General features: G+C 71.9%; 23 protein-coding genes. 6 read left to right on the top strand and 17 right to left on the bottom strand.

The features are described 5' to 3' along the window. Positions 1-21 precede the first annotated feature (21 nt). The 4 genes from HHX35_RS27410 to HHX35_RS27395 are packed head-to-tail and all read right to left on the bottom strand — an operon-like array spanning position 22 to position 4,624. A complete protein-coding gene (locus HHX35_RS27410) occupies positions 22-2,583 on the bottom strand; it encodes a CHAT domain-containing tetratricopeptide repeat protein (protein WP_182901574.1) in 2,562 nt (853 codons plus the stop codon). Then, positions 2,580-3,038: a hypothetical protein gene (locus tag HHX35_RS27405; protein WP_182901573.1), complete on the bottom strand. Its 459-nt coding sequence runs from the start codon at positions 3,036-3,038 to the stop codon at positions 2,580-2,582. The genes HHX35_RS27410 and HHX35_RS27405 overlap by 4 nt, the downstream gene beginning before the upstream one ends. After that, complete coding sequence (locus tag HHX35_RS27400) at positions 3,035-3,559, bottom strand: RNA polymerase sigma factor (RefSeq protein WP_182901572.1); 525 nt, start codon at positions 3,557-3,559, stop codon at positions 3,035-3,037. Before HHX35_RS27400 ends, HHX35_RS27405 begins: the two co-directional genes overlap by 4 nt. 45 nt (positions 3,560-3,604) lie before the next feature. After that, on the bottom strand, positions 3,605-4,624 hold the full coding sequence (locus tag HHX35_RS27395) for a S8/S53 family peptidase (RefSeq protein ID WP_182901571.1): 1,020 nt from the start codon (positions 4,622-4,624) through the stop codon (positions 3,605-3,607). 192 nt (positions 4,625-4,816) lie between these two features. On the opposite strand from HHX35_RS27395, the gene HHX35_RS27390 reads away from it, so the two are divergent. Next, on the top strand, positions 4,817-5,314 hold the full coding sequence (locus tag HHX35_RS27390) for a DUF3145 domain-containing protein (RefSeq protein ID WP_179155579.1): 498 nt from the start codon (positions 4,817-4,819) through the stop codon (positions 5,312-5,314). 134 nt (positions 5,315-5,448) lie between these two features. Then, on the top strand, positions 5,449-6,204 hold the full coding sequence (locus HHX35_RS27385; protein ID WP_139576402.1) for a hypothetical protein: 756 nt from the start codon (positions 5,449-5,451) through the stop codon (positions 6,202-6,204). 52 nt (positions 6,205-6,256) lie between these two features. Here HHX35_RS27385 and HHX35_RS43825 read toward each other — a convergent pair whose 3' ends face one another. From HHX35_RS43825 to HHX35_RS42745, 11 genes are all read right to left on the bottom strand, one after another. Next, on the bottom strand, positions 6,257-6,520 hold the full coding sequence (locus HHX35_RS43825) for an aldo/keto reductase (RefSeq protein WP_396780921.1): 264 nt from the start codon (positions 6,518-6,520) through the stop codon (positions 6,257-6,259). Between the two features lie 52 nt (positions 6,521-6,572). Next, a complete protein-coding gene (locus HHX35_RS27375; RefSeq protein WP_182901570.1) occupies positions 6,573-7,994 on the bottom strand; it encodes an acyl-CoA carboxylase subunit beta in 1,422 nt (473 codons plus the stop codon). A 14-nt stretch (positions 7,995-8,008) separates the two neighbouring features. Further along, entirely contained in the window at positions 8,009-9,241 is a 1,233-nt protein-coding gene (fabF, locus tag HHX35_RS27370) for a beta-ketoacyl-ACP synthase II (RefSeq protein ID WP_182901569.1), read from the bottom strand. A 109-nt stretch (positions 9,242-9,350) separates the two neighbouring features. Beyond that, positions 9,351-9,590: an acyl carrier protein gene (locus HHX35_RS27365; protein WP_079320816.1), complete on the bottom strand. Its 240-nt coding sequence runs from the start codon at positions 9,588-9,590 to the stop codon at positions 9,351-9,353. An 80-nt stretch (positions 9,591-9,670) separates the two neighbouring features. Beyond that, on the bottom strand, positions 9,671-10,627 hold the full coding sequence (locus HHX35_RS27360; RefSeq protein ID WP_139576408.1) for a beta-ketoacyl-ACP synthase III: 957 nt from the start codon (positions 10,625-10,627) through the stop codon (positions 9,671-9,673). After that, the gene (locus HHX35_RS27355) at positions 10,624-11,520 is read right to left on the bottom strand and encodes an ACP S-malonyltransferase (protein WP_182901568.1); all 897 of its coding nucleotides are present in this window, start codon (positions 11,518-11,520) and stop codon (positions 10,624-10,626) included. Before HHX35_RS27355 ends, HHX35_RS27360 begins: the two co-directional genes overlap by 4 nt. A 117-nt stretch (positions 11,521-11,637) precedes the next feature. Next, positions 11,638-12,807, bottom strand: coding sequence for a CdaR family transcriptional regulator (locus HHX35_RS27350; protein ID WP_139576453.1), 1,170 nt, complete (start codon positions 12,805-12,807; stop codon positions 11,638-11,640). A 157-nt stretch (positions 12,808-12,964) separates the two neighbouring features. Next, on the bottom strand, positions 12,965-14,611 hold the full coding sequence (locus tag HHX35_RS27345) for a DUF2079 domain-containing protein (protein ID WP_182901567.1): 1,647 nt from the start codon (positions 14,609-14,611) through the stop codon (positions 12,965-12,967). Between the two features lie 157 nt (positions 14,612-14,768). Beyond that, positions 14,769-15,212, bottom strand: a complete 444-nt coding sequence (locus HHX35_RS27340) for a DUF350 domain-containing protein (protein ID WP_182901566.1) — start codon at positions 15,210-15,212, stop codon at positions 14,769-14,771. A gap of 15 nt (positions 15,213-15,227) precedes the next feature. Continuing rightward, on the bottom strand, positions 15,228-16,391 hold the full coding sequence (locus HHX35_RS42750) for a glutathionylspermidine synthase family protein (RefSeq protein ID WP_310739335.1): 1,164 nt from the start codon (positions 16,389-16,391) through the stop codon (positions 15,228-15,230). A gap of 13 nt (positions 16,392-16,404) precedes the next feature. Then, positions 16,405-16,809, bottom strand: a complete 405-nt coding sequence (locus tag HHX35_RS42745; protein WP_259405429.1) for a hypothetical protein — start codon at positions 16,807-16,809, stop codon at positions 16,405-16,407. A gap of 210 nt (positions 16,810-17,019) precedes the next feature. Here HHX35_RS42745 and HHX35_RS27330 point away from each other — a divergent pair, with 210 nt between their 5' ends. The 4 genes from HHX35_RS27330 (at position 17,020) to HHX35_RS27315 (ending at position 20,093) form a co-directional block, all read left to right on the top strand. After that, positions 17,020-18,036 carry a PHP domain-containing protein gene (locus HHX35_RS27330; RefSeq protein WP_182901564.1) on the top strand — a complete coding sequence of 339 codons (1,017 nt, stop codon included), beginning with the start codon at positions 17,020-17,022 and terminating at the stop codon, positions 18,034-18,036. 69 nt (positions 18,037-18,105) lie between these two features. Beyond that, complete coding sequence (locus HHX35_RS27325) at positions 18,106-18,564, top strand: YafY family protein (protein ID WP_182901563.1); 459 nt, start codon at positions 18,106-18,108, stop codon at positions 18,562-18,564. 222 nt (positions 18,565-18,786) lie between these two features. After that, positions 18,787-19,500 (top strand): YafY family protein, encoded by a 714-nt coding sequence (locus HHX35_RS27320; protein ID WP_182901562.1) that lies wholly within the window; start codon positions 18,787-18,789, stop codon positions 19,498-19,500. A 197-nt stretch (positions 19,501-19,697) separates the two neighbouring features. Next, positions 19,698-20,093 carry a VOC family protein gene (locus HHX35_RS27315; protein WP_139576416.1) on the top strand — a complete coding sequence of 132 codons (396 nt, stop codon included), beginning with the start codon at positions 19,698-19,700 and terminating at the stop codon, positions 20,091-20,093. 329 nt (positions 20,094-20,422) lie between these two features. Here the strand turns inward: HHX35_RS27315 and HHX35_RS27310 are convergent, their stop codons facing one another. Beyond that, the gene (locus tag HHX35_RS27310; protein ID WP_310739334.1) at positions 20,423-22,282 is read right to left on the bottom strand and encodes a trypsin-like peptidase domain-containing protein; all 1,860 of its coding nucleotides are present in this window, start codon (positions 22,280-22,282) and stop codon (positions 20,423-20,425) included. A gap of 161 nt (positions 22,283-22,443) precedes the next feature. Beyond that, positions 22,444-25,197: a pyruvate dehydrogenase (acetyl-transferring), homodimeric type gene (aceE, locus tag HHX35_RS27305; protein WP_182901561.1), complete on the bottom strand. Its 2,754-nt coding sequence runs from the start codon at positions 25,195-25,197 to the stop codon at positions 22,444-22,446. Positions 25,198-25,569 lie beyond the last annotated feature (372 nt).

Raw genomic sequence — 25,569 nt, 5'->3', positions numbered from 1 at the left:
CGTCGGTGAGGGTGCGGCGCGTCAGCGGGCGACGAGAGGCTCGTCGCCGGCGCCGAAGCAGACGAAGCCCGGCACTGCCGTCTTCTCGGACGCCTGGGCCAGCGCCTCGGCGGGGGAGCGGCCCTCTGCCAGCAGCGTGTGGAAGAGCGTCATGAGCGTCAGCGCCTCGTCGTCGCGCACCGGCACCACACCGGCCACCACGCACGCGGCGTCCCCGTTGCGGGCGGCGCTGTCGAGGAAGGCCCCGGCGAGGCCCAGCGCCGCGCCGTCCACCGGGGCGTGCGCCATCCCGGCGTCGCAGGCCGACAGCACGACGAGACGGGGGATCCGCCGCGCGGTCAGCAGGTCGTAGGCCATGAGCGGTCCGTCGTCGAGCGTGATCTGCGACAGCATGGGCCCGCGCGGACTGAACATCCCATGGGCCGCGACGTGGAGCACGTCGGCCCGCTCAAGCGCGCGGAGCGCCTCCGCCCTGGTGGCGCCGACGCGCCGCGCCCGCGCGTGCGCGGCGGCGACCACGTCGGCCTCGGCCGCGGCGTGGTCGAGCCCCGGTCCCGCGAGCGACAGCACCAGGGGGACGCCGGCCGGGCCCGGCCGCGGGGCGAGCCACGCGGCGGCGTCGGCCGCCACCGACACCGGCCGGCCGCGCAGCGAGGGAAGCAGCGGCCAGGGCAGCGTGCACAACGCTCCGGTGGGCACGACCGTCACCGGCCCGCCGGGCCGGCTCCCCGCTGACATGAGGGTGCCGGGACCGGACAGGAGAGCGCGGTCGAGCGCGGACAGCTCGCGGGCCGTCCCCTCGTCCACCACCCCGGGAAGATCGCCCGCGTCACGCGCGGCATCGCGCAGGGTGTCGAGCAGAGCGCGGCGGCGCAGGCCGTACCGGATCCGTACGGTCGCCTCCACCGCCGCCTGGTAGGAGCCGAGGGCTCGCAGCGCGCATCCCTCTGACCCGGCTGTGACGGCGAACAGGTCGTCGCCGCGCCGCACGAGCTCCACGAGGAGCCCGGACCCGGCGGGCAGGAGACCGTGGAGCACTGACGTGGGAGCCGCGGCGCCGCGCACGACCGCCCGCCATCGCTCGGCCCACTCGAGCACCGTCCGCGCGTCCCCCGTCCGCCGGGCCCGGTCGAGGGCGATCTCCAGGCCGAACGCGGCGAGATCCTCGGCCGGCCGCGCCGCGTGCACCCGCAGTTCCGCGTCCCGCGCCAGGTCGCGCTCGCGTGGACCGACGTCGCCGCCCGGGGCGTGCACGGCCTCGATGCCCCGTGCCGTGGCCGCCAGGGCCCGATCGAGGTCTCCGTCCAACCGGTGCCGCATCGCCACCGCGTGCCAGCGTACGAGCGGGCGGGTGGCGGTGGCGGCGACGAGATCGAGCTGCGGGCGGGCGGTCGTGATCGCGCCCAGCCGTACGGCCGCCGCCGCGGCGGTGAGCCGCAGCGCCGCCGAGGCCCCGGGCCAGCCGCACGCCGCGAGGTCGCCGGCGCAGGCGACGAGGTCGGTGACCAGGCTCTCGGCCCCCGCCGCGTTCCGGCTGCCGCCGGCCTGGGCCTCCGCCGCCGCGTCCCGTGCGTGCGCGGCCTGCGGGGCGGGAGTCTCCGCGAGGCGGGCGCGCAGGACCACCTCCCTGGCCAGGGGCAGCCAGGCCGTCCTGCCCTGCGCGTCCAGCTCCGCGAGCGCCGTGCGCGCCGTCGTCTCGGCCAGCGGGGCGTCCCCGGCGAGGAGCGCGGCCTGGGCGAGCAGCAGCCGCGCGCCGGGGAGCGCCGCCTGCGCCCCGGCCGCCACCAGTTCGGGCACGGCCTGTTCGAGCAGCGTGCGCGCCTCACCGGGCAGTCGCGCGGCCACCAGCGCCTCGGCGAAGTCCGTGCGCATCACGGCGAGCCGTTCGGGGAAGCCGAACAGCGTGGCCTCGGCCGCGCGGTATCGCGCGAAGGCGGCGGCGATGTCGCCGCGCCGGGCGGCCACGAACGGCAGGTTGCCCTCCGCCAGCATCGCGACGTGATCCAGGCCGGCCGACCTCGCGACCCGGGCGCACTCGGCCAGGTCGGCCTCGGCCTCGCCGTACTGATCGAGATAGGTGTGGGCGAGCCCGCGGTTCAGCAGCCCGCCCGCCCGGAAGCGGGGATCGTCGTCCAGCAGGCCGATCGCCCGGTCGCAGTGCCGTACGGCCTCCTCGTGCCGTCCCAGCAGGATCAGGGCGACCGACCGCTGCACGCCGAGCCTCGCGAGGTCCGCTCCCGCGAGATCCCGCTCGGCGAGGTCGGCGAGGCGCAGCCCGCCCTCGGGGTCGCCGAGCTGGGCCCTGACCGTGACGAGCGACATCCTGGCCTGCGCCACCCGGCGCGGGAACCCCCGCCCCGCCGCGATCGCCTCCTCCAGCCGCTCTCCGGCGAGTTCGAGGTCGCCCAGCTCGCGAGCCGCCAGCGCCGCCGCGCGCAGCGCCACCGACGCCGCCTCGCCGTACGCGCCGGCGGCCAGGTCCAGTACGGCTCTCGCCTCCCCGAGGGCCAGCCGAGGATCGGTCGCGGAGAGCCGCACGGCGGCCTCGGCCCTGTCGAGCAGCAGGTCCCCGGAAGAAGTCATGGGTGCACGTGGATCCAGCGGGTGAAGACGGGAGGGTGGCCGGGCCGGTGGCAGACGACGCTGACCCACCCGGGCGGCAGACCGGCCACCGCGAAGTGGCCACTGCCGGAGGGCACGCGGACCTTGGCGATGTGCGGTGTCCGCACCTCGATCCTGGTGTCCGGCCCGGGCGTGGGGGACACCTGACCCGCCACCTCCATGCGCCCGCCGGTGACGGCCGTCTCGACGTCGATGACCAGGTCGTTCGCGCTGAAGCGCCGGACGCCGGCCTGCGCCGCCCCGGCCTCGGGGGAGGAACGGGCTCCCGGCGGCACGGGGAGGTCGACCGGCCCGGCGGGCACGCCTCCGGGCACCCGCAGGCCGAAGACCGCCCGGGCGGCGGCCGACACGCCTTCCGGCACCGGATCGGCGCCCGCTCCCATGCGCAGGGCCGCCAGCAGGTATTCCTCTCTCAACGGGTCTCCTCCTCCACGAGAGCGCGCAGGCGGGCCATACATCGGGCCCGGGTGGGGCCGATGCTGCCCACCGGCAGGTTGAGACGGACCGCTATCTGGGCGTACCGCGCCTCGGGGTGGAGCACGTAGAGGCGGATGAGCGACCGGCACGGCTCACCGAGCAGGTCGAGCCTGCGCCACACCTGCCTGCCGAATTCGGCGTCCACCACCGCGGCCGTCGGGTCGGGCAGCGCCGTGTCCGGCACGTCCAGGTCGGAGACCACCTCCCCGCGTGCTCTGCGGCTGAGCCGGGCCGCCTCGTGGCGGGTCGTGGTGACGAGCCACGCGCCGATCCGTTCGGGGTCGCGGATCGCGCCCGCGTTCTCCACGAGCCGGAGCCATGCGCCCTGCACGGCGTCGGCCGCGTCGGCGGCGCTCAGCCCGAACGCCCGGGCGACCGCCCACATCCTGCCGTCGAATCGGGCGACCAGGTCCTCCCAGGAGGCCTGGTCGATGATGGCGATGGAGTCGTCTGTCGACATATGTCACTCTGCGCGATCGGGGGGAAGCTTATGGTGACAGGAACCCTATCGATCTCCGCTCGTCACGACCACCCCGAGATCCGCGATCCGCCGGCCGCCGTCGAGCAGGCGCCGTACGGCCCGGCCCGGCGGGACCTCCCGGCACAGGCGGGCGAGTGCGCCGGTGACGACGGCGGCGGCGAACGAGGTGCCGCTCCAGGTGGCGTAGCCGTGGAAGTCGCCGAAATCGAGGAAGCTGCTGGCCAGGCCGACGCCCGGGGCCCAGACGTCCACCCAGGGGCCGTAGGCGGAGAAACCGGCCCTGACGTCGCCGTCGAGCGCGCCGACCGCGACCACACCGGGCAGGGCCGCGGGCCAGAAGGGACGCGACGACGCGGTGTTGCCCGCGCACGCGACGACGGCGGGGAAGCCCGCGAGCGCTTCGGCCAGCCCGAGGGGCGGCGCGTCGTCGAAGGTGTGCCCGCCGAAGGAGAGGTTCACCACGTCGGCCCGGTCGCCGCGCAGCGCGGCGAGCGCGCGCAGCAGCGCCGCCTCGTCGCTCACGCCGTCGCTGTCGAGAAAGCGCAGGACGCGCAGCCGGACGCCGGGCGCGTGCCGCTGGATCAGCCCGGCCACGAACGTGCCGTGCCCCGCCTGCCGGTCGCGCGCGCCGTCGCCGTCCGCGTCGGGCGTCTCGGCGATGTCGTCGCTGTACCACCGCGCCAGCCAGGGGTGCGGCGCCAGGCCGGTGTCGAGGACCGCCACGGTGACCTCGCCGGGCTCACCCGGCTCGTACGGCGGCGCCGCCGCCGGCAGGGGCGGTCCCCCGGGCCCGCCGAAGAACAGCGGCTGGCCGGACAGGACGTGGTTGGGGGAAGCGGCGTGCCCGCGGTCGCGGAGCGTGGCCGTCAGGTCGATCACGTCGGTGCCCGGCGGCAGCCGTACGCGATGGACGCGGCCGGCACCCGGAAGGGGCTCGGAGCCCAGGGCCCACCGGGCGACGGCGGCGGGGGAGGAGGTCAGGAGTTCGTCCGGCCGGATGAGAACGGGCCGTCCCGGGAGGGGTTCGACGAGCCGGCTGCGCATCGGGGAGCCTTTCCGTGATGGTTACGGAACGCGTCCTTCCCGATTCAGTTGGTCGCCAAGCGCCAATCGGTATGACCCCCCTCTGGTGCCAGGCTGCGACGGACGGTAGTCTCTCCTACAGTCATCCAACCGTGATCATTCCAAGTGTGAGGCCGTTGGGGAAGGCGCACCTCATGCGAATTGGGAGGTCCGGTGGCTGCTGCTCGTGGCGTCCTGTACGTCCACTCGGCTCAGCCTGCGCTGTGCCCGCACATCGAGTGGGCCGTCGCAGGCGTTCTTGGCGTTCCCGTCGACCTGACGTGGACCGCCCAGCCCGCCGCGCCCGGGACCCTGCGGGCCCAGGCCGAGTGGGAGGGGCGTCCCGGCACGGCGGCGGCGATCACGTCCTCACTCATGGGCTGGCAGCGCATCCGCTTCGAGATAACCGAGGACGCCTCGCCGGGCGTGGACGGCTCCCGGCACGCCTACACACCGACGCTGGGCGCCTTCACGGCGGTCGTCGGCGCGAACGGGGACATCCTGATCCCCGAGGACCGGCTACGCAACGTGATGCTGATGGCCGCCCAGGGCCGGGTCGTCCTCGAGGAGGAGCTCGACCGCCTGCTGGGCAAGCAGTGGGACGAGGAGCTGGAGTCGTTCCGGTACGCGGGCGAGGGCGCGCCGGTGCGCTGGCTGCACGCGGCCGTCTGACGCCTTTTTATGCGGATGGTGATAACAATCCGCCCTTGCGCCTTGTGAAAGCGACATAGAAAGTCGTCTTTTTCGCAGATATACCGGGACTCATCCACGTCCGCACCCCCCGACGCGGACCCGAGGAGGAGTCCATGAGCGTTCTTGCCCGGCGCCTGGCGATCGGCGTGGCGGCGGCGGCGCTGCTGGCCGGCTCGGCGGCGCCCGCCCACGCGGCCGCCGCCTACGACTACCACCCGAGCGACGCCGACTGGGCCGACTGCCCACGGCTTCCGGCCGGTGCCACGCCCGACACCTGGAGTTGCATCTTCATCATCACCGTGGGCGGCTCGATCAAGCTCGGCTCGATCACCCAGGACATCAGCGAGCCGCTGCGGATCACCGTCGCACAGGGCAAGCTCGCCGACGGCAGCACGGCGGCAGCGTTCGGCAGCGTCGCCGGCGGCCGGATGAAGGTGCCCGGCGGCCTCATCGGCAAGCCGTTCGAGGTGCCCAAGCTCACCGACGTGTACGTGGAGACCCAGGGCACCGGGAAGGTCGAGGCCGGCCCGATCTTCCCGACAAACGTCGGCATCAAGATCCGCATGATTCACTCGCTGCTCGGCAAGAAGTGCTACATCGGGAGCGACGCCGCTCCGATCGTGCTGAACCCCGAGGTCACCTCGCTGGACCTGACGTCCATCGACGGGACGCCGGTCTTCAAGGTCGCGGCCAAGGACACGACGTTCGCCGTGCCGAAGGCGTCGGGCTGCGGCCTCAACTGGGGCCTGGTCAACACGGCCGTGAACCTGCGGGCCGGGCTGCCCTCGCCGAGCGGCAAGAACGCGGCCGACTTCCAGTGGTTCGTCCGCGGCAAGTCCTACCTGGAGCTTCCCCAGCTCACGTCCTGACCTCCTCCGCGTCCGCCCGGTCCCCACCCGTGGAGGCCGGGCGGGCGACGGCTCAGGCGAGCCCGTCCAGGACGGCGATGTCCTCGGGGGACAGGCACAACCGGGCCGCGGCCATGTTCTCCTCCTCGACCTGTTCGCGCAGCCGCTCCGGCTCCGCGGCGGCCTCGAAACCGCGCCACTCGTCGCGGACCACGCCGACCTTGGTGGCGATGACCAAATCGTCAGGATAAGGGTGCAGGGCCTGCCTGATCAGGTCGTTGGCGACGTGCGGGCCGTAGAAGTCGCTGGTGTCGATATGGGTGACGCCCAGCTCCACGATACGAAAGCGCCGGCCCCCGGATGCGGGGACCGGCGCCTTCAGTGCGTCGTCAGAGCGGGATGTTGCCGTGGGCCCCCCGGGCCGGGGTGGCCTGGGCGAGCACCCGGGCGATCGCGCCGCGCGTCTTGGCCGGCTCGATCACCTCGTCGATCACGCCGAGGTCGAGGGCGCGCTGGAGGCCGCCCGCCGCCTTCTCGTGCTCCTCGGCGAGCCGGGCCTCGAGCGCGGAGCGCTCCTCCTCCGGGGCGGCGGCGAGCTCGCGCCGCTTGAGGATGCGCACCGCGGCGACCGCACCCATGACCGCCACCTCGATGGACGGCCAGGCGAACACCCGGGTCGCGCCGAGCGAGCGGGAGTTCATCGCGATGTACGCGCCGCCGTACGCCTTGCGGGTGATCAGCGTGACGCGGGGCACGGACGCCTCGGCGAACGCGTGCAGCAGCTTCGCGCCCCGCCGGACGACCCCGTCGTGCTCCTGGCCGACGCCGGGGAGGTAGCCCGGCACGTCCACGAGCACCACCAGCGGCACCCCGAAGGCATCACACATCCGGACGAACCGGGCGGCCTTCTCGGCCGAGGCGGAGTCGAGGCAGCCGCCGAGCCGCATCGGGTTGTTGGCGATGACGCCGACCGTGCGGCCGCCGAAGCGGCCCAGGGTGGTGACGATGTTCGGCGCCCACTTGGGGTGCAGCTCCACGCCGGGCTCGTCGAGCAGCCCGTTCACCAGCGGATGCACGTCGTAGGCGCGGCGGGGGTTGTCGGGGAGCAGGTCGCTGAAGTCGACCTCGTCCACCTCGCCGCGCACCCGGCCCTGGTGGCCGAGCAGGCAGGCGAGCTGGCGGGCCCGCAGCATCGCCTCGGGCTCGTCCTTGGTGACGACGTGGACGACGCCGCTGCGCTTGCTGTGCGGCTCCGGACCGCCGAGGGCGGCCATGTCGATCTGCTCGCCGGTGACGCTGCGGACGACGTCGGGGCCGGTGACGAAGATGCGGCCCTGGTCGGCCAGGATCACGATGTCGGTCAGGGCCGGGCCGTACGCGGCGCCGCCGGCCGCCGGGCCGACGACGACGGAGATCTGCGGGACCAGGCCCGACGCCTTGGTCATGGCGGCGAACACGCGGCCCACGGCGTGCAGCGACTCCACGCCCTCGGCCAGGCGGGCGCCGCCGCAGTGCCAGAGGCCGATGATCGGCACCCGCTCGCGCACGGCCACGTCGTAGGCGTGGACGATGTGCTCACAGCCCTCCGCGCCCATCGCGCCGCCCTGGACCTGGGCATCGCTGCAGAACGCCACGACCGGCACACCTTCGATGCGCCCGGTCACCGCACGCACGCCGCTCTTGTCCTCGGGGCTGATCGGCCGGATCGAGCCCTCGTCCAGCAGGTGGCCGAGGCGCACCAGGGGGTCACGATGGTCGACGGCGGCCGCTCCGGCGGCATCGGCCACCGTCCTGCTGTCCAGCACTGTCATTCGAGACTCCCTTGTCAAACCGTCGTGAAGGCCACGGCGACGTTGTGTCCGCCGAACCCGAAGGAGTTGTTGATCGCGGCGAGCTGGTCGCCCTCGAGCTTGCGGGGTTCGCCGCGTACGAGGTCGACTTCGATGCCGTCGGCCGGGTCGTCCAGGTTCGCGATGGCCGGCACGATCCGCTCGTGCAGGGCGAGAATGGTGAAGATCGACTCGATGCCGCCGGCGCCGCCGAGGAGGTGGCCGGTCATCGACTTGGTGGCGGTGACGATCGCGTGGTCGCCGATGGCCTCCTTGATCGCACGGGCCTCGATCTCGTCGCCGAGCGGGGTCGATGTGGCGTGGGCGTTGACGTGGACGACGTCCGACGGGGCGAGGTCCGCGTTCTTGAGGGCCCGGAGCATGGCCTCCGTGCCGCCCTTGCCGTCCGGGTCCAGCCCGGTGATGTGGAAGGCGTCGCTGGTGTAACCGGCTCCGGCGGCCACGGCGTAGATGCGGGCGCCGCGAGCCAGGGCGTGCTCCTCCGACTCCAGCACCACGATGCCCGCGCCCTCGCCGAGCACGAAGCCGTCGCGGCCCTTGTCGAACGGGCGGGAGGCGCGCTCGGGCTCGTCGTTGCGGGTCGACATGGCCCGCGCCGCGGCGAACGACGCCACGTTCAGGCCGTGGATCGCCGCCTCGGTGCCGCCGGCGACCACCATGTCGGCCCGGCCGGAGCGGATCATGTCGATGCCGTAGCCGATGGACTCGGCGCCGGTGGCGCAGGCGCTGACCGTGGCGTGCGCGCCGGCCTTGGCGCCCAGCTCGATGCTGATCCAGCCGGCCGAACCGTTGGGCATGAGCATGGGCACGGTGAACGGCGACAGCCGGTTCCAGCCCTTCTCCCGGTAGAGGTCGTAGGCGGAAAGGATCGTTCCGATTCCGCCGATGCCGCTGCCGACCACCACGCCCAGACGGTCGCCGTCCACCTCGGGGGCGCCCGCGTCCTGCCAGGCCTGCCTGGCGGCGATCAGGGCGAACTGCTCGGCGCGGTCGAGCCTCCTGGCCTCGGGCCGGGGAAGCACCTCGCCGGGGTCGACGGCCGCCACACCGGCGAACTTCACCGGCACGGTGTCGACCCAGTCCTCGGTGAGCGTGCGGATGCCCGACCGCCCCTCGAGGAGCGCCGACCAGGTCGATGCGACGTCTCCACCGAGGGGCGTCGTCGCGCCGAGCCCGGTGACTACGACACGTACCCGGTCCTTACTCACTTGTCTGCACTCCTCTTGGTAATCAGGGCGTGAAAGGGGGCCGGACGCGCCCTGTCGCCTCGCCGGAGGCGGGGGCGGGCACGTCCGCGCGACCGTCGTACGGCGAAGGTCAGGCCTGGATGAAGTTGATGACGTCCTTGACGGTCTTCAGGTGCTTGAGCTGGTCGTCGGGGATCTCGACGCCGAACTCGTCCTGGGCCGCGACGGCGATCTCGACCATGGAGAGCGAGTCGATGTCCAGGTCGTCCACGAAGCTCTTCTCCGGGGTGACCTCGTCGGCCGAAATGCCGGTGATCTCGTTGATGATCTTGCCGAGGCCCGCGAGGATCTCCTGCTCGGTCAGTGCCATGTCGCGACTACTCCTTGGATTTACTGTCTTCCGGGTTTCCTGGGTTGCCCCAGCTCTGTACGGCAGGCCGTACAAGTTCCTCAGGGGATCTCGATCACCTGGGAGGCGTAGGTGAGGCCGGCGCCGAAGCCCAGCAGCAGGGCCAGGCCGCCCGACTGGACCTCGCCGCGCTCGATCATGCGCGAGAGCGCGAGCGGGATCGACGCGGCGGAGGTGTTGCCGGCGAGCACGATGTCCCTGGCGACGACGGCGTTGTCGGCGCCCAGCTTGCGCGCGATGGCCTCGACGATCCGCAGGTTCGCCTGGTGGGGAACGAAGGCGGCCAGGTCGGCGGGGTCCACGCCCGCACGCTCGCAGGCGAGCTTGGCCACCGGGTGAAGCGCGGTGGTGGCCCAGCGGAACACCGTCTGGCCTTCCTGGTAGAGGAAGGACTGACGGTCCTTGATCATGATTGCCTCGGCCTTGTCGCCGGCGCTGCCCCAGGCCACCGGGCCGATGCCGGGCCGGTCGGAGGGGCCCACGACCGCGGCGCCCGCGCCGTCGGCGAAGATCACGGCGGTCGACCGGTCTTCGCCGTCGACCCACTGGGTGAGCTTCTCGCTGCCGACGACCAGCACGTTGGTCGCCGAGCCCGACCGCACCGCGTCGGACGCGGCGGCCAGCGCGTAGCAGAACCCCGCGCACGCGGCGTTGAGGTCGAAGGCGCCGGGGGCGGTGATGCCGAGCCGGTGGGCGACGCGGCCGGCGGCGTTGGGAATCGGGGCCTCGATCGTGCAGGTCGCCACGATCACCAGGTCGATGTCGTCGCTGGACAGGCCGCTGGCCGCCAGGGCCTTGCCGCCGGCCTGCACCGCGAGGTCGATCTCCGACTCCTGCGGGCCCGCCACGCGGCGTTCCTTGATGCCGACGCGGCTCTGGATCCACTCGTCGTTGGTGTCGAGCCGGGCGGCGAGGTCGTCGTTGGTCACGACCTGGGCGGGCTGGTAGCCGCCGAACGCGAGAATCCTCGCCGCAGGGGCGCCTTGACCGAGCCTCACTTCAGCACCTCCCGTGCGGTGTCCAGGTCGGCAGGGGTCTTGAGCGCCACTGTCTTCACCCCGGGCAGGGCCCGACGGGCCAGGCCCGTCAGCGTGCCGCCGGGCAGCAGCTCGATCATGGCGGTGACGCCGCGCTCGGCCATCGTCGCCATGCAGGCGTCCCACCGGACCGGGTTGGCGACCTGATTGACCAGCCGGTCGAGGAACTCGCCTCCTCCTGCGACGGCCGCGCCGTCGGAGTTGGACAGCAGCGTGACCGACGGGTCCGCGGGGGTGAGGGCCGCGGCCTCGGCGCGCAGATGGTCGACGGCGGGGGCCATGTGGACGGTGTGGAAGGCTCCGGCGACCGCCAGGGAGCGCACCCGCGCCTTCTCCGGCGGCTCGGCCGCGAAGGCCTCCAGCTGCGCCCGAGTGCCGCCCGCGACGATCTGGCCCGCGCCGTTCATGTTGGCGGGGGTCAGTCCGTGCTTGGAGATCGCGGCGAGGACGTCCTCCTCCGCGCCGCCGAGCACGGCGCTCATGCCGGTCTCGGTGACGGCGGCGGCCTTGGCCATCGCCCGGCCGCGCTCGCGCACCAGGGCGAGGGCCTGCTCGGGGGTCAGCACCCCGGCCATCGCGGCGGCGGCGAGTTCGCCCACGCTGTGCCCCGCGACCATGTCCGGCCGGACCCCGAGAGTCTCGAACGACGCCAGGGCGGCCGCCACAAGCAGGGGCTGGGCCACGGCGGTGTCGCGGATCTCGTCGCCGCCGGCGGTCGTCCCGTACGTCACGAGATCGAGCTCCACGATCTCCGACCACGCGGAGATTCGGTCGCGGAACTCGGGTATCTCGAGCCACGGACTGAGGAATCCTGGGGTTTGGGCGCCTTGGCCCGGAGCGACGATGACGAGCACGTACTCAACCCTGCCCTGTAGAGGTTCACCACACCGATGGAGATCCGAACGAACTTTGTGGCCGCCGCGTTGTGGGGTACCTACAGTTTCGGTGTCGAGAAGATTAAGGCACCCGGCTCAGGTTACGGACAGGCGCCCGAGTATGAGACCCACCTGGAGGGTGAATGCGGACCGCCCCTCCGTGGGCTGGTACCCGGTCAGTTCCGTGATCTTACGTAGACGGTACCGCACGGTGTTGGGATGGACGAACAGCAGCCGGGCCGTCGCCTCAAGGGAGGTTCCCTGCTCCAGGTACGTCGCGAGCGTGTCGAGCAGCGGAGTCCCGGCGAGCGGCTTGTAGACGTTCTCCACCAGCTGGGCCCTGGCGTCCTCGTCACCGTCCAGCGCGCGCTCGGCGAGCAGGTCCTCGGCGAGGACCGGGCGCGGGGCGTCGGGCCAGCCGGCCGCGGCGCGCAGACCGGCGATGGCGGCGCGGGCCGAGCTGGCCGCCGCATGCAGGTCGGGCACCTCCGGCCCGATCACGACGGGCCCGGGGCCGAAGCGCGCCACCACGCCGCGGGCCGCGTCCTTGACGCCGTCCGCGCCGCCCACGATGACGATGAGCCGGTCGCCCTGCACCCCGGCGAGCAGCTCGTGGCCGAGGCGCCGCCCCTTGTCGCGCAGCCCGTCGATGACGCTCTGCGGGTCCTCGTCGGGGGCGTACCCGGCGAAGACGACGACGGGCGCGGAGGTCCAGCCGAGCGCGGCGGCCCACGAGTGCAGCCCGTCGTCGACCTGGCCGCGCACCAGCGCGTCCACGATCAGCGCCTCCAGCCGCGCGTCCCACGAGCCGCGCGCCTCGGCCTCCCTGGCGTACACCTGGGCGGCGGCGAAGGCGACGTCGCGCGTGTAGCGCAGCATCGCGTGCCGCAGCAACTCCGCGCCGCCGGGCGCGGCCAGCTCCTCGACCTGGGCCTCGACGACCTCGACGACGATGCGGACGAGGTCGACCGTCTGCTGGAGCGACACGCTGCGCTTGAGCTCGCGCGGCGCGGTGCCGAAGAACTCGATGCTCGGCGTCGGCCGCCCCTCGCCCGCGTGGCCGAACCACTCGACGAACGCCGCGATGCCGGCCTGTGCCACCAGGCCGACCCACGACCTGTCCTCCGCCGACAGCGCGCGATACCAGGCCAGCCGCTCCTCCATCCGGGCCATCGCGGCCGTTCCGAGACTGCCCATGGCCCGGTCGAGCCGCCGCGCCGTGTCTTCCCGGATCTTGTCGCTCATCGGCACACCGTCTCCGGCCATCCGGACGACGTCGTCGCTCTGCCCGTCCGTACGCACCTGTCCGCCGTTCCACGCGCCCCGCTCGCTCACGCCCTCTAGCGTGCCAGGTCATCCCGGTGATCGTGCCGTACGGGGGTGTGGAGGGTGTCGCCGCAGGTCGGAACGGCGGCCCGCGGCCTCAGGCGCCGATGCGGTGAAGGACGACGATGTCCTCCCGGTCGAGGCGAAGCTCGTAGCCCTCGGTCAGGTAGCTGTTCACCACGCCGCGCAGGTCGTTGTTGACCGAGGCCACGATCCAGGGCGTGCCCCGCTTCTGGTAGTCCCACCACAGCACGGTCGTCCGGCCGGACAGCCGCGCGCCGAAGTCGTCGCTCGCCTCCACCACCACGCCGTCGGGGACCATGCTCATGGCCTGCTCCCTGGCCGCCGTACGCGGATCGGGGTGGTAGAAGTCCGGGCTCATCAGGTTGTCGAACGGCCGGTAGGGAACCGTGGTGACAGCGACCGCGAAGACCGCGGCGGCGTAGGCCAGCCGCAGGCCGTGCCCGGGGCGCGGCACCCCGCGCCGCTCCAGCCACCGGATGAGCCGGGCCGCGCCGTCCACCCCGGCCATCAGCAGGATCACCACCACGAACGCGTCGTAGTGCCAGCCGGTCGACCACCAGTTGTCGGAGTCGGCCAGCAGCCGCTCCAGGATGAGCGGCAGCGCCGCCAGGACCAGCGGGGACAGCAGGCACAGGAACAGCGCCGGCCACAGCAGCAGGCCCCAGGTGTCCCACTTCGAGTGGTCGTCGAAGAGCATGGCCACGAACGCGTGCGGCCGCGTCACGGCGCTCCACAGCATCTGCGGCAGGTCCTCGCCGAGCTTGGAGTAACGCGTGTAGTAGGCCGGGTTGCCGCCCGCCAGGGGGATCACGAACTTGCGCACCACCTCGAACACGGCCACCCCGGTGAACGCCAGCCCGGCGCCGAGCCTGCGCTGCCCGGTGAAGAACAGCCAGACGCCGATGCCCGCCACCATGAGGCCCAGGTCCTCCTTGGTGAGCAGCAGGCCGAGCACCGCGAGCACGCCGGGCAGCCGCCGCCCGGCGTGCAGCCGCTCGATGGCGATCGCGCTCAGCAGCGGCACGAAGGCCACCTCGTGGAACTCCACCGCCGTCGCCTGCGCGACCGGCCAGGAGATGGCGTACGCCACGGAGACGAGGTAGGCGTGCGGCGTGCCCAGCACGCGGCGGGTGAACATCCACACGAACGGGATGGCCAGGGCGAACAGCACGGCCTGCGCCACGAGCAGCGTCTCGGGCCCGTTGTGCAGCCAGTAGAGGGGTGCCAGCACGGCCAGGATCGGCGAGAAGTGGTCGGCGAGCTGGATGTAGTCCATGCCGAAGCCGCCGGTGACCCCGCGCAGCGGCACCGTGGGCGCGGAGAAGTGTGAGTATCCGCGCACCGCCTGGTCGAAGATGACCAGGTCGTAGGTGGCCACCTGGAAGTGGGCGAACCTGAGCAGCGAGAGGGTCCAGTTCAGGGCCGACGACAGCGCGCAGAGCACGGACACCGCGATCAGGTGCCGGTTGGACCTCAGGAACCGCGCGGCGGGGTGCGGGGCCGCCGCGCCGTCCGGCTGTTCCTCCGGTTCGACGGCGGCCGTGGCGCCGGCGGTGTCTCCAGGCTCCGCCTCGCCGGCTGCCCGGGTGCCTGCGGTGTCTCCGGGCTCCGCGACGGCCGTTCCGTCCACGGCGGCTGCCTCCAGGGTGTCGTCGGGGTCGCTGCCTCTCCGGGGCGGCTCCTCCGCCGGTTGCCCGGACGTCGCGGTCCCCGTGATCACGAGGAGGAGAGTAGGCCCTCCGGGCGGGAACGGTCTATACGGGCGTATCCCCGGAAACGCCTTAATGGGACGTACGACGCTCCCACCTGGGCCTCCTCACGCGCGCCCATGAATCTTTCACGGGCGTCGTCCCGGGGCGTCCCCCGGTGTCGGCGGGTCAGATGACGGCGACGGCCGTGATGAGGCCGATGAAGAAGTGCGTCACGCCGAGGAGGACGGCGGCGGGCTGCAGCGTGGTCTCCCGGACCAGCTCACGCACCGAGATGCCGGCGACCTTGTCGAAGGCCACCATGCCGAGCGTCTGCACGGCGATGCCCACCAGGCCGAACACGAGCGTCGCGAGCAGGCCCTCGCGCAGCGCGCCGCCGGACGACCAGATGGAGGCCGCCACCACGAGTCCGACGCCGGCGACGCTGGAGGCGGCCAGCACCGTGGCGTTGGGATTGCGGTCGGTACGGATGACCTTGCTGAGCCGCCCGGGCGTCGCCAGGTCGATGACGTAGAACCCGGCGACGAGCAGCAGCACGCCCAGGATGGCGTACGCGAGGATCGCCAGGGCGCCGTGCGTGAGCACGTCGGCGATGGAGGTTGTGGTGTTCACGGGGGGCCTTCGCTTTCAGCCGTGGATGCGGTGGGGGACGAAAGAGGACGTGTCGTCGGTGACGAGGCCGGAGGTCTCCCGGATGCCGAGCCCGGCCGACTCCTCGTCGACCATCCACGCCCCGAGCACCGGACGCCAGCCGTCGAAGTCCGGCAACGGCAGGAACTCCTGGTAGACGAAGCCCTCCCTGCCGTAGTCGCCCTCGGTCTCCACCTCGACGCCCGGCGCGGCGATCCGCATCGAGGCGCCCTCGCGGCCGAGCAGCGGCTTGCGCACGTATCCGGGGCCGCCGGCCAGTTCGCGGGGACCGTCGAGGTAGGCGGGCAGCAGGTTCGGGTGGCCCGGGTACAGCTCCCACAGGATCGCCAGCAGAGCCTTGTTGGACAGCAGCATCTTCCACAGCGGCTCGATCCACGTCATCGAGATCTGCTGCGCGAGCGCGTGCGGCGCGAACGGCTCCGCGACGATCCACTCCCAGGGATACAGCTTGCACAGCGTGCGGACGACCCGGTGCTCCATGTCGACGAACCGGTGGTTGAGCGCGTCCCAGCCGATGTCCTCCATGGCGATCGCCGCCGTGACCAGCCCGGCCTGCTCCGCGGTCTCCTGGAGGTAGCCGATGGTCATCGCCTCCTCGCCCGTCTCGTCGGCGCTGGTCCACGCGAAGTGGGCCGGGCCCGTCTGGAGCGTGAGGGACTTCCAGCGGTCGACAAGGCGCTCGTGGATCGAGTTCCACTGGTCGTCTTCGGGATACACGTCCTTCAGCCAGAACCACTGCACGACGGCGCTCTCGACCAGGCTGGTCGGCGTGTCGGCGTTGTACTCCAGCAGCTTGGCCGGTCCCGCGCCGTCGTAACGCAGGTCGAACCTGCCGAAGACGTGCGGGTCGCGCCGCCGCCACGACTCCGCGACGGCCGCACGGCAGTGCGGTGGGATGCCGAGGTCGGCGAACCTGCCGGAGGCCACGATGTGGTCGGCCGCGGCCAGGCACATCCGGTGCAGCTCCTCGACCTGCTCCTCCAGGGCGAGGACCTCGTCCATGGTGAAGACGTAGTGGACGCTCTCGTCCCAGTAGGGCCGGGTGAGGCCCTCGGGGTGGGCGGAGCGATGGAACGCGAGCCCCTGCGACTCGATGAGGGCGGCCCAGTTCTCCCTGGGCGCCGAGGTCAGCCTGCGCACGTGCCGGCCCCGCTCAGCCGCCGCCGCCGAAGTGGAAGCCGAAGCCGCCCCGCTGCACGACCCGCCCCGACCGGGTCGTGATCTGGGCGTCGGCCGGCCGGACCGTCGTGCCGTGGTAGACCCGGCCGCCCACGTGGCTGCCGCCGTAGTACCAGCGGTACGCGCCGTGCGAGCCGTAGTAGTGGCTGCCACCGCTGCCGTCGTCGTCGCAGTAGTCGTCGTCGACGACCACGTACGACCCGTCCGGATTGAGCGTCGAGGTGTCCACGCAGTCGGCGCCGACCTCCTCGTAGTCGTCCTGCGCCGCGCAGAAGCCGACGACGAGGACGGACAGCACGCCCAGGGTGCCGAGTTTGATCGCCGTGGAGGACTTGATGCCGCTCGACGGCGGCGGCGTCTCCGGCCGCGGCGTGCCCATCGCCATGGGATGGGTGGGCAATGAGGAGCCACCGGGTGGCGTCGTCTTCGGTGGGGGGCTCTCCCCGGGTTCTGCCAATCGGGCTCCTGCTGTCGAGATCGGCACACATTATCGTCTCGCTGGACGAACGGGACAGGCAGCCGCGGGGTTCCTGATCGGTCTGTTATCTCCGCCCGGCTGAGATGCCGTACGCCGGGTAGCGTCCCGGGTGTGGATCCCGTCGAGGCACTGAAGCGCATCGCCTTCCTGCTGGAACGGGCCGGCGAGCCGACCTACCGCGTGCGCGCCTTCCGGGGCGCCGCCGCCGCGATCGAGGACCTGCCCCGGGAGGAGCTGGTACGGCTCGCGCGCACCGGCGGCCTGACCGACATGCGGGGCATCGGCAAGGTCACGGCCCTGGCCGTCACCGAGGCGCTGGACGGCGCCGTGCCGACCTACCTGCGGCGGCTCGAGGACACCAAGGACGTCGACCTCGACGAGGCCGCGCAGGCGCTGCGGTCGGCGCTGCGCGGCGACTTCCACAGCCACTCCGACTGGTCGGACGGCGGATCGCCCATCGCGGAGATGGCCGACGCCGCCCGCGCGCTCGGTCACGAGTACCTGGCGCTGACCGACCACTCGCCCCGGCTGACCGTCGCGCACGGCCTGTCCGCCGACCGGCTGCGGCGGCAACTCGACGTGGTCGCCGAACTCAACGAGCGGTACGCGGGGGACGGCGGCCCGCCGTTCCGGATCCTGACCGGCATCGAGGTGGACATCACCACCGACGGCTCGCTCGACCAGGAGCCGGAGCTGCTCGAACGGCTCGACGTCGTGGTGGCGAGCGTCCACTCGCTGCTGCGGATGGAGTCCGCGGACATGACCCGGCGGATGGTCGCGGCGGTGGCCGACCCCAACGTGGACGTCCTCGGGCACTGCACCGGCCGGGTCGTGCGCGGACGAGGGCGGCCGGAGTCCCGGTTCGACGCCGAGATCGTCTTCGAGGCGTGCCGGAGGTTCGGGGTCGCGGTGGAGATCAATTCGAGGCCCGACCGGCTCGACCCGCCCAAGCGCCTGATGCGGCTGGCGTACGAGATGGGCTGCGAGTTCGCGATCGACTCCGACGCCCACGCGCCCGGCCAGCTCGACTGGCAGCGGTTCGGGTGCGAGCGCGCGGCCCTGTGCGGGATACCGCCCGACCGCATCCGCAACACCCGCCCCTGGGGGACTGCTGCGGACTTGGGGTGATAGTGCTGTGGCGCCCGAGTGAGGTGTGTTGGGCGGGTTTCGCCGGACTGATCGACGTAGCGTCGAATCATGAAACGCCGCGACGCGCTGGTGAAGGAGCTGGAATCCGCCGGATGCCTGTCGGCCCGCGAGCTCGCCTCGCGCCTCGGGGTCAGCAAGAGCACCGTCGTGCGCGACGTCGCGAAGCTCCGGGAGGCCGGTGTCCCGATTCGGCTCGACCAGGGCGGGTACGCGCTCGCGGGCCCCGAGTCCGTGAAACGCGCCATCGACAGGGCGCTGCGCGGGCGGCACGTGCTGCGCCTGGAGTATGTGAACAGCAAGGGCGTGCCCACCGTCAGGGACGTCGAGCCCAGCATCTGCCTGGGTGGCCGGGGCGGGCACTGGTATCTGGTGGCCTGGTGCCGGTTACGCGACGACGTGCGCGTCTTCCGGCTCGACCGGATCTCCTGGGCCGAGGTCATGGACGAGCGCTTCCCCGAGCCGGGCCGCGACCGCCTGGCCGAGCTCGCCGAGGCCGTCGGCGGCTGAGTCGCCGCCCCGCGGCGCTGGGAGGCGGCGCGGGTACGACCGGAAACGCGGGCGGCACGGCCGGGGCCGGACGCGGCTGGTGCGGCGGAGTCGTGAGGACCCGCGAATCCGTGAGCCGGGTGGACGGGCGTCGCTCGGGTGTGCCCGTTCTGACGTGCGCCGATGCGCGGGAGTCGAACGCGTCAGCGAGAAATGTCGGTGGGGTGGCCTACCCTCTGCGGCGTGAACCGTACCGACCGGCTCTATGCGATCGTCGAGGACCTGCGGGCGATCTCCCCGCGCTGCCGGTCCGCGCGTGAGCTCGCCCTGCGCTTCGAGGTGAGCTCGCGGACCATCGAGCGGGACATCTCCGCGCTGCAGCAGGCCGGCGTGCCCATCTACGCGGAGGTCGGGCGCAGGGGAGGGTACGCGCTGGACAAGAGCATGTCCCTGCCCCCGCTCAACTTCACCCCGGCTGAGGCCGTGGCGGTGGCGATCGCCCTCAGCCGCACAGAACAGCAGCCCTTCGCCGACGAGGCGCGCAGCGCGCTGCGCAAGCTCGTCGCCGCCATGCCCGGCCCCGAGGGGGAGCGGGCCCGGCAACTGGCCGCCCGCGTGCAGATCCTCACCGACGACAAGCCGGAGTCCCGATACACCGGGTCGATCGGCAGGGTCATCGAAGAGGCCCTGCTCAAGGGGGTCGTCCTACGCATCCACTACAGCGACGCGCAGGGCGTGCTGACGACGAGGGAGGTGGAGCCCGGGGCGTTCGTCGGCGGGCGGAGCGGGTGGTGGTATCTGGTGGCCTGGTGCCGGCTGCGCGACGCCGTCCGCGTCTTCCGGCTCGACCGGATCGCCGATGCCGTCCTCACCGAGGATCCGGTGCCCGGCCGGCCCCTGGAGGCGTTCGACGCCGGCGTGCCCGACATGATCGCACGCACGCCGGTGCTCGACTGACCGTTGATTCGAAAGAATGTTCGCGAGTTTCTGGAAACGCCGACAGGGGGGTGTCGCCGAAGGGCGGGAGGCTCTACTCACACGACGGACCGGCCATGGTCCACCGAGCACCTTCCCCGCTCGCCACGCCGTCTGCCGGTGCCGTCGCGTAGGAGAGCGAGCGCCTGCATACAAGGCAACAGAGAAAGAGGCCGACGATGACCACTCCCGCCGCCCCCGCCGTCAACACGGTCGCCTGGTTCGAGATCGCGAGCGACGACCCCGAGGGGGTCCAGCGCTTCTACGGCGACCTGTTCGGCTGGCGGTTCCGGACCGACGAGGACTCGGCCGCCATGGGTATCGACTACCGGCTCATCAGCTACGCCGGTGACGAGGAGATGCGCGGCGGCGTGTTCGGCACCCGTGGCGACATGCCCGGCCACGCCGTCTTCACCGTGCTGGTGCGGGATGTGGCCGAGACCTGCCGGAAGGTGGAGGCACTGGGCGGCAAGGTGCTCAGCCAAGTCGTGGGCAACGAGAGCGGTCCCGACTTCGCCTACCTCCACGACCCGTCCGGCAACCTCTTCGGCGTCTTCGCTCCGGCCGGTGCCTGACCGGCCGGAGCGTACCCAGGCCGTCCGAACGCCCGCCGGGATCCCCCGTGCTTCCCCTGCGGCGCCTTTCCCCCGGGCCCTTCCCCTCCGGGCCGTCAGGGCGCTCGGACGGCCGTTCCCCGCCACCGCCGGTCGGGTGGGGTCCGCCGGCCGCCCGTTCGAGGTGCCGATACGGGCGGCCGGCGGCGGCGCGTCGCCACGCATGCGGTGGCGGTGCCTGCCAGGTGGCCGGCGGTGCGTCGCCTCCGGTGAGGTGGCGGTGTCAGGCGGCCGGACGCGCGACACCACGCGTGCCGCGGCGGTGTCGGGCGGCCGGCGGCGGGGTCTCGTCACGCCTCCGGCGGGCGGTGCTGCAACTGGCGGCGCAGTTCGGCGATCTCCCGCTCCAGGTCGGCGACGTCCGGGGCGTTGGAGTCGGCCGGGCCCTGGCCCGGTGAGGCCTGCGGCCGCTGCTGTCCATAGGGCGAGGGAGCGGGACGCACGTACTGCGTCGCGCCGTCGGGCCGCTGGGGATCGTAGCCCCCGCCCGGCCGCTGGGGATCGTAGTCGCGCGGGCGCGGAGCCTCGTAGCCTCCCGCCGTCCGCCCGGGCTGGTGGCCGTTGGCCGGCGGCAGGCTCTGCGGCTGCCAGCCCTGTGGCAGCACCTGGCCGTTCACCGGCTGCCGGTCATAGCCGCCGCCGACCTGCGCCGGGTAGCCGCCGCCGTTGATCCCGGGGTAGGGCCCGCCGTACGCCGGCGAGGGCGACTGGTCCTGCGGGGAGGAGGGGGCCTTCTTGCGCCTGCGCATGAGGACCAGCAGCAGGAGACCGCCGCCGACCACGATCAGGACACCGGCGCCGATGGCGATCCACAGCCACATCGGCTGCGGGGTCTCGTCCTTGCCGGACGAGATCGCCTGCTGGGAGTCGGTGATGTACTTCGCGACGTACGGGTGGCTCGGGAACAGCGCCTGCACCTCGCGGAACTTCGGCAGGGCGTCCTTGTAGTGCCGCTGGAAGAAGTCGTCGAGCGCCTCGTTGTACTTCGTCGTCGTCAGCGACGCGGCGGGCTTGACGTTCTTCTCGTTGAGCTTCTCCTTGATGATCGAGACCGGGAGCACGAAGCTCTCGTTCTCCGACGCCTCGCCGTTCTCGCTCACGGTGCCGGCGATCAGCATGCCGACGACCTTGCCCGCACGGCTGAAGACCGGACCACCGGAGTTGCCGTGGTAGGAGGGCGCCTGCGTCTGGATGTACGGCACGCCTTCCTGCGTCGTGCGCTTGGCGTTGTACGGCCCCTCGGTGAGCGCGGGGTCGAGCTTGGACTCGACGCTGAACCACGGCGTGTTGGTCACCAGGCCGGGAAAGCCGCTGATGTAGAGCGTGTCGCCGGTCTGCACGTCGGCGTCGTCGCCGAGCGGCACGGTCGGCAGGTTCTGCTGGCCGTTGACCTTGAGCAGCGCGAAGTCCTTGCCCGGGTAGCTCTCACCGACCGACACCAGCTCGGCCGGGACCTCCTTCGCCGTCTTGTCGACACCGCCGCCGGGCAGGCTCTGCAGGACCGACAGGCTCTTCTGCAGGCCGCGGATCTCCAGGTGGGTGCTGTTGAAGGTGACGTAGATCTGCTGGACGAGCTCGATCATCTCCTTGTCGGCCTCGAAGTTCCGCAGGGCGTTGATCATGTCCTTCGCGTCCTGCTTGTTGAACTTCTCCAGCGCCTGCTGCGCGAAGGTCTGCGACAGCTCCTCGTCGCTCATCTGCACGCAGTGCGCGCCGGTGACCATGTAGCCGTCCGGGGTCACCCACCAGCCCGTGCACATACCGCCGACCTGGGCCTTGACGGTGCGCTCCGGGCCGACGGGCTGGAGGTACCGGTCGACGTCGGCCGCCACGCGCTGGAAGAGGAACTTGGCGATGCTCCGCTCGTCGGAGGGGATCTTGCCGGCGAGCACGGCCTGGGTGGCGTCGTTGGTCAGCTGGTCCCAGGCCGCCTGCTTGGCCTGGCTGCTCGGGACGACGACCTCGCCCGAGTACGTGATGCTCGTGAGCTGCACGGCCGGGTGGGTGCGAGCAGCCAGCCGGGTGCCGACGGGGACCTCGTCCCCGGTGTCCGCCGAAGCGGGAGCGGCCACGACGAGCAGGGCGAAGGCCGCCATCGCGGCCATCCCCCCGGTCAGTCTGCCGAAGTATTTCCTGAGATTTCCATCCACGGCAGCAAGCGTGATGGAACGGTCTTGTTTATTGCTTGGAGGTGGCTTGGGACCGGACGGTACCGCACTGCAAGGTTGCTTTCGCGCCGCTCAGGTGCGGTGCGGGCGCGGGAGACGACGGCGGCCCCCGCCGGAACGGGGGCCGCCGGACGATCCGCGGATCAGACGCCCATCGACTGGGTGTCGTTGGTCTCCGGGGTCTGCTGAGCCGACACCTCGGTCACCCCGTTCTTGAGGTGGTAACGGGCGACGGCCTCCTGCAGCGTCTCGGCCTTGACCTCGCCGCGCCGCACGAGCTGGGTCAGCACGGCCAGTGTGATCGAGGCCGCGTCCACGTGGAAGTGGCGGCGCAGCGCCGAACGCGTGTCGGACAGGCCGAAGCCGTCGGTGCCGAGCGAGGTCCAGTCACCGGGCACCCACTGGGCGATCTGGTCCGGGACGGCGCGCATGTAGTCGCTGACGCCCACGAAGGGCCCCGGCACACCCGTCAGCTTGCTGGTCACGTACGGCACGCGCTGCTCGGCGTCGGGGTTGAGCAGGTTGTGCTCCTCGACGTCCAGGGCGTTCCTGCGCAGCTCGCTCCAGGAGGTGGCCGACCAGACCGAGGCCGACACGCCCCAGTCCTCCGCCAGCATCCGCTGTGCCTCCAGCGCCCACGGGCCGGCGACGCCGGACACCAGGATGTTCGCCTTCGGCCCGTCGCCCGTCGCCGGGGCGTAGAGGTAGAGGCCCTTGAGGATGCCCTCCACGTCCACGTTCTCCGGCTCGGCCGGCTGCGGGTAGGGCTCGTTGTAGACGGTCAGGTAGTAGAAGACGTCTTCGGGCTGCTCCCCGTACATCCTCCGCAGGCCGTCCTTGACGATGTGCGCGATCTCGAACGCCCACGCCGGGTCGTACGAAACGGCGGCGGGGTTGGTCGAGGCGATCAGCGGGGTGTGGCCGTCCTCGTGCTGCAGGCCCTCGCCGTTCAGCGTGGTGCGGCCGGCCGTCGCGCCGAGCAGGAAGCCCCGGCCCATCTGGTCGCCGAGCTGCCACATCTGGTCGGCGGTCCGCTGGAACCCGAACATCGAGTAGAAGATGTAGACCGGGATCATGTGCTCGCCGTGGGTGGCATACGAGGTGCCGACCGCGAGCACCGAGCCCATCGAGCCGGCCTCGCTGATGCCCTCGTGCAGGATCTGACCCTCGGTCGACTCCTTGTACGACAGCAGCAGCTCACGGTCGACCGCCTCGTACGTCTGCCCGTGAGGCGAGTAGATCTTGGCGGTCGGGAACATCGCGTCCACACCGAACGTGCGGGCCTCGTCCGGGATGATCGGCACGAACCTGGCGCCGATCTCCTTGTCCCGCATGAGGTCCTTCAGCAGGCGGACGAACGCCATGGTGGTGGCGACGTTCTGCTTGCCGGAGCCCTTGCGCAGGCCCGAGTAGACGGGGTCGCCGGGGAGCTTGAGCGGCTTGGCGCGTACTACCCGCTTGGGCAGGTAGCCGCCGAGCGCCGCCCGGCGCTCCTTCATGTAGGCGATCTCGTCGTTGTCCTCGCCGGGGTGGAAGTAGGGCGGGAGGTCGGCCTCGAGGTCCTTGTCCGGGATGGGCAGGTAGAGCCGGTCGCGGAACTCCTTGAGCTCGGCCTTGCTCATCTTCTTCATCTGGTGCGTGGCGTTGCGCGCCTCGAAGTCCTTGCCGAGCGTCCAGCCCTTGATCGTCTGGGCCAGGATGACGGTCGGCTGGCCGACGTGCTCGCGGGCCGCCTTGAACGCGGCGTACACCTTGCGGTAGTCGTGGCCGCCGCGCGACAGCTTGCGGATGTCGTCGTCCGACATGTGCTCGACCATCTTGCGCAGGCGCGGGTCGCCGCCGAAGAAGTTCTCCCGGATGTACGCGCCCGACTCGACCGAGTAGGTCTGGAACTGTCCGTCGGGCGTCGTGTTCATCTGGTTGACCAGCACGCCGTCGACGTCGGCCGCGAGCAGCGGGTCCCAGTCACGGCCCCAGACGACCTTGATCACGTTCCAGCCGGCGCCGCGGAAGTACGACTCCAGCTCCTGGATGATCTTGCCGTTGCCGCGCACCGGGCCGTCGAGCCGCTGCAGGTTGCAGTTGATCACGAAGGTGAGGTTGTCGAGCTCCTCGCGGGCCGCGACGCCGATCGCGCCGAGCGACTCGGGCTCGTCCATCTCGCCGTCGCCCAGGAAGCACCAGACGTGGCTGCGGCTGGTGTCCTTGATCTTGCGGCTGAGCAGGTAGCGGTTGAACCGCGCCTGGTAGATCGCGCCGATCGGGCCGAGGCCCATGGAGACCGTGGGGAACTCCCAGAAGTCCGACATCAGCCGGGGGTGCGGGTAGGAGGGCAGGCCCTTGATCCCGTGGGACAGCTCCTGACGGAACGCGTCGAGCTGGGGCGCGTCGAGGCGGCCCTCCAGGAAGGCCCGGGCGTAGATGCCCGGCGCCGCGTGGCCCTGGATGAAGATCTGGTCACCCGACTCGCCGTGGTCCTTGCCGCGGAAGAAGTGGTTGAAGCCCACCTCGTACAGCGAGGCCGCGGACGCGTAGGTGGCGATGTGGCCGCCGACGTTGGTCCGCGCGTTGGCACGGGTCACCATCACCGCCGCGTTCCAGCGGATGTAGGCACGGATGCGGCGCTCGACGTACTCGTCTCCCGGGAACCAGGGCTCGCGCTCCGGGGGGATGGTGTTGATGTAGTCCGTGCTGCGCAGGCCGGGCACCCCGACCTGGTGTTCGCGGGCGCGCTCGAGCAGCCGGAGCATCAGGTAGCGGGCCCGGGTTCGGCCCTCGGTCTTGATGACGTTGTCGAGCGATTCGAGCCATTCGTTGGTCTCGCTCGGATCGACATCAGGCAACTGGCTGGGTAGGCCGTCACTGATGATCGAAAAACGCTGGCGTCCGGAAGCCACTGGGTCTCGCCTTCCGAGAATGGACTTTGTCTCGTCGGATCTGTTACGTCTGTGTTGCCTGCTGCGATGCGGTCAGCGCTTGATCGCGGCGTTGCGGTCTTCTTCCATCCTGTCTCGTCCCACCGGAAAGTGCATCTCTACTGCCCGGTAACCGAACCGTCCGCGCTGGCTGCGGGGCAGGTGTTGGCCTAGACCACCGATGGTAGGACGATTTTTACCTACCATCCATTCCCGGTCGCCGCCGGGGGCGCCGCAAGGTCGCCTGCGTCACATCGTGCCTGGTCGGAACCTCCGTACCCGGCCTGACCGCGCCCTACCCGGAACGCCGGGCGAAGTCGCCGCGCGGTCGCGGTCGTAGCCGTCCCGCCATTG

It is taken from the genome of Microbispora sp. H10830 (genome assembly GCF_014161375.1).
GTDB classification, from domain to species: domain Bacteria; phylum Actinomycetota; class Actinomycetes; order Streptosporangiales; family Streptosporangiaceae; genus Microbispora; species Microbispora catharanthi.
This window is presented reverse-complemented; position numbering and strand designations above follow the sequence as displayed.

Bases quoted from the DNA above. Each gene is read 5' to 3' on its own strand.
- HHX35_RS27315 (WP_139576416.1), top strand. From the start codon at position 19,698: ATGACCACTCCCGCCGCCCCCGCCGTCAACACGGTCGCCTGGTTCGAG.
- HHX35_RS27350 (WP_139576453.1), bottom strand. From the start codon at position 12,807: ATGGCCGGAGACGGTGTGCCGATGAGCGACAAGATCCGGGAAGACACG.
- HHX35_RS27410 (WP_182901574.1), bottom strand. From the start codon at position 2,583: ATGACTTCTTCCGGGGACCTGCTGCTCGACAGGGCCGAGGCCGCCGTG.
- HHX35_RS27400 (WP_182901572.1), bottom strand. From the start codon at position 3,559: ATGTCGACAGACGACTCCATCGCCATCATCGACCAGGCCTCCTGGGAG.
- HHX35_RS27375 (WP_182901570.1), bottom strand. From the start codon at position 7,994: ATGACAGTGCTGGACAGCAGGACGGTGGCCGATGCCGCCGGAGCGGCC.
- HHX35_RS42745 (WP_259405429.1), bottom strand. From the start codon at position 16,809: ATGGGCACGCCGCGGCCGGAGACGCCGCCGCCGTCGAGCGGCATCAAG.
- HHX35_RS27395 (WP_182901571.1), bottom strand. From the start codon at position 4,624: ATGCGCAGCCGGCTCGTCGAACCCCTCCCGGGACGGCCCGTTCTCATC.
- HHX35_RS27325 (WP_182901563.1), top strand. From the start codon at position 18,106: ATGAAACGCCGCGACGCGCTGGTGAAGGAGCTGGAATCCGCCGGATGC.
- HHX35_RS27365 (WP_079320816.1), bottom strand. From the start codon at position 9,590: ATGGCACTGACCGAGCAGGAGATCCTCGCGGGCCTCGGCAAGATCATC.
- HHX35_RS27385 (WP_139576402.1), top strand. From the start codon at position 5,449: ATGAGCGTTCTTGCCCGGCGCCTGGCGATCGGCGTGGCGGCGGCGGCG.